Origin of the sequence: Sutterella sp. (genome assembly GCF_030539355.1) — a bacterium.
Lineage (GTDB): Bacteria > Pseudomonadota > Gammaproteobacteria > Burkholderiales > Burkholderiaceae_F > Sutterella.
Window position 1 is genome coordinate 1 of sequence record NZ_JAUNSF010000177.1, and the last position, 3,070, is coordinate 3,070.

Below are 3,070 nucleotides of genomic sequence, written 5' to 3' on the forward strand. Positions count from 1 at the left end.
GATCGTGTACTCGACCTCGGACGTCGTTCCGAAGCCCACCGACATGTGCGGGGATTCGAACTTGCGGATCTTGGCGAAGACCGTCACCTTCATCGGCGCGCCGTCGCGAAAGAGCCCGGCCTGGTCGATTCCGGACTGCAGCGCGTCCTTGAAGGCCGAGATGAAGTTGTCGCCCTCGGAGGTCTGCGGCGTCACGCCCACGTAGATCTCGCCCGTCTGCTCCTCCTTCTTGGCATAGGAGACGTTGACGCTCCTCAGCTCCGCCTCGACCTTCTCGGTCGAGAACTCGATGTCGGCGGGAGTGAAGTCAAGGGGCGGCACCGCGCAGCCGGTGAGCGCGAGGGCGAGCGGGACGAGGGCAAGGAGGGCGAGCTTCTTCATGATGATAATCCGGATTGTTTTAACGGGAAAATGAGAAATGAGGCGGAGGATGAACCCGTGAGCGAGATGGAGATACTCCGCAGGGCATGAAGTCTACAGATCCTGAACGGCAAAAAGCAAAAACTGACGGTTTCTCTTCGACGTACATTCGACATCACGCGCTGACGATTATCTTCAGCGAGGACGAAGGGAGAAGACTGATCGCGCAATGTACAGCGAAGAGCGGCGACACCGCGCGGATCGTCAGCCCTGACTGTCAGAAAGCTCACAAGTAAAGCAAAAACTTGACAAAACAGGCGACGGTCAAACCCGTTGATTCATCAATGAATTTCACTGAAACGGAACGTCTGTCAAATCCATAGTATATTCACTGGAATTGACGGATTTTGTTGAGTAAATGCTTGCGATTTGCTGTGATAAACTTTTTCCCTTCGCGCTTCACAAGAGGGAGGGAAAATGGAAAAAGCATTCAATGGAAAGGACCTGACGGGACAGCGCTTCGGGCGGCTCGTGGTCGAAGGCTTCTCCCACACGGTGCGGCGCGAGCATCTCAATCCGGACGGCTCGGCGGGCAAGCCCTCCTACGCCTACTACTGGCACTGTCTGTGCGACTGCGGAAACCGTACGACGGTCTCCTCGGGGTGTCTCACCACCGGCACCACACGCTCCTGCGGGTGCCTGCGGCGCGGGGGCCGTCGCAGCCGCGTCACCGGCGGCAGGGCGCCGACCGACCGCCAGCAGGCCTGGAGGATCTGGTACGCCATCATGCGGAAGTGCGAGATCCCAGGGGCGCCCGGCTGGAACAACTGCGGCGCGAAGGGCATTCGCCTCTGCGACGAGTGGAAGGTGTTCGAGGGGTTCGACGCCTGGCTCGCCGAGAACGACTGGGCACCGGGGAAGCGCCTCTGGCGCCGGGACCTCTCGGTCGGCTGGTCGCCTGCGAACTGCTACCTCGCGACGCCCGAGGAGGAGCGGGCGCTCCACACGGGGCAGTACAGGAGCGAGCACCCGCTCTACGCGTACTGGCACAACCTGCGGCAGCGCTGCGAGAACAAGCGGCACGGCGCCTACGCCAACACGGGGGCGCTGGGCGTCAGGCTCTGCGAGGAGTGGCTCGACTTCGACGCCTTCTTCGCCTGGTGCGTCGCGCAGCAGTGGAGGAAGGGCCTCTACGTCGTGCGGAAGGACTGCACGAAGGACTTCTCCCCGGAGAACTGCATGCTCTCCGAGCAGAAGGAGAATGCGTGGAGAAGGAAGCGCAGGGTGTTCCCGGACGAGGAGGAGTGATCTCTGCGCGCCTCGGATGCTGAAGAAAAGCGAAGACCGGCCCGCTCGACGTGAAGCCGGTCTTCCGAGCTTTCAGGCTCCGCTGTGACGGAACCTCAGGGCTCGATGAGGAGCGCCTCCTCGCGGGACTCGCCCTTCTCGATGCGGAAGCTCTTCAAGACCGGGCGGTCGCGGTCGGCGAGCGAGAGAATCATGTAGCTCGCGCCCGGGTCGAAGGCGAGGCGCTTGTCCTCCTCGGACGGCCTCGAGGGCGTCTCCGGGTGGGAGTGCCAGTTGCCGAGCGCGTCGAGCCCCGCCGCGCGCATGTCCTTCAGAGCCGTGAGATGGTCCTTCGGCGAGATCGTGAAGTGCTCGTTCGAGTGATCCGTGTTCTCAAGCAGGTAGACGCGCTTCACGACGCGCACGCCGCCCTGCTCGACGCCCGCGATCAGCCCGCAGGCCTCCTCGGGGAGCACCGAGCGGGCGTGCGCGACGATCCGGTCGTAGTCAATGCGTGAGAGCTGGATCATGAATGGGCTCCGATTTTGTCCTCGCAGACCGTCTGCTCGTAGTCAAAGGGCCTGAAGATCGTGGGGTGGTCGCCGCAGACCGCGCAGCCGCGGCTCCGGCCCGGGAGCTTCACCTCGTGGAAGGTCATCTTGATCGCGTCGAAGGTGAGCAGCCTTCCGGTGAGGAGATCCCCGAGACCGAGAATGTACTTGATGGCCTCGAGCGCTTCAAGGCAGCCGATGATGCCGGCCATCACGCCGATCACGCCCGCCTGGCGGCAGGTGGGGACGGCGTCCTTCGGCGGCGGCTCGCGGAAGACGCAGCGGTAGCAGGGCTCCTCCGCGCCCGGCACCCAGGTCATCACCTGGCCCTGGAAGCGGATGATGCCGGCGTGGACGAACGGCTTCTTCGCGAGCACGCAGGCGTCGTTGATGAGGAACTTCGCCGCGAAGTTGTCCGTGGCGTCGATCACGAAGTCGTAGTCCGCGATGATGCCGCCGATGTTGTTCGCGGTGATGAAGTCGTAGTACGTGTTGACCGTGATGCCCGGGTTGATGGCGAGCATCGTCTCCTTCGCGCTCTCGACCTTCGGGCGGCCGATGTCATTCGTCGTGTGAATGACCTGGCGCTGCAGGTTCGAGAGGTCCACGACGTCGGCGTCGGCGATGCCGATCGTGCCCACGCCCGCGGCGGCGAGGTACATCGCTGCCGGGGCGCCGAGGCCGCCCGCGCCGATGATGAGAACCTTCGCGGCGAGGAGCTTCCTCTGGCCCTTGGGCCCCACCTCCTTCAGAATCAGGTGCCTCGAGTAGCGCTCGAGGTCTTCGTTGGTGAAGGCCATCAGCAGCCTCCGCCCATGAAGAAGATGATCTCGACCACGTCGCCCTCGGCGAGCACGCGCGCCGGGAATTCC

General features: G+C 63.5%; 3 protein-coding genes and 1 pseudogene. 1 reads left to right on the forward strand and 3 read right to left on the reverse strand.

Annotated features, from left to right (window positions below):
- Positions 1-381: pseudogene (locus Q4F91_RS13260) on the reverse strand (hypothetical protein); the annotation flags it as partial.
- A gap of 456 nt (positions 382-837) precedes the next feature.
- Between Q4F91_RS13260 and Q4F91_RS13265 the strand changes: the two are divergent.
- Positions 838-1,668, forward strand: a complete 831-nt coding sequence (locus Q4F91_RS13265; protein WP_303338206.1) for a hypothetical protein — start codon at positions 838-840, stop codon at positions 1,666-1,668.
- Between the two features lie 95 nt (positions 1,669-1,763).
- Here Q4F91_RS13265 and Q4F91_RS13270 read toward each other — a convergent pair whose 3' ends face one another.
- Complete coding sequence (locus Q4F91_RS13270; protein ID WP_303338207.1) at positions 1,764-2,177, reverse strand: M67 family metallopeptidase; 414 nt, start codon at positions 2,175-2,177, stop codon at positions 1,764-1,766.
- Positions 2,174-2,998 carry a molybdopterin-synthase adenylyltransferase MoeB gene (locus tag Q4F91_RS13275; RefSeq protein WP_303338208.1) on the reverse strand — a complete coding sequence of 275 codons (825 nt, stop codon included), beginning with the start codon at positions 2,996-2,998 and terminating at the stop codon, positions 2,174-2,176. Before Q4F91_RS13275 ends, Q4F91_RS13270 begins: the two co-directional genes overlap by 4 nt.
- Positions 2,999-3,070: the final 72 nt, after the last annotated feature.

Excerpts from the sequence above, each read along its gene's own strand:
- Q4F91_RS13275 (WP_303338208.1), bottom strand. The coding sequence starts at position 2,998 with ATGGCCTTCACCAACGAAGACCTCGAGCGCTACTCGAGGCACCTGATT.
- Q4F91_RS13270 (WP_303338207.1), bottom strand. The coding sequence starts at position 2,177 with ATGATCCAGCTCTCACGCATTGACTACGACCGGATCGTCGCGCACGCC.
- Q4F91_RS13265 (WP_303338206.1), top strand. The coding sequence starts at position 838 with ATGGAAAAAGCATTCAATGGAAAGGACCTGACGGGACAGCGCTTCGGG.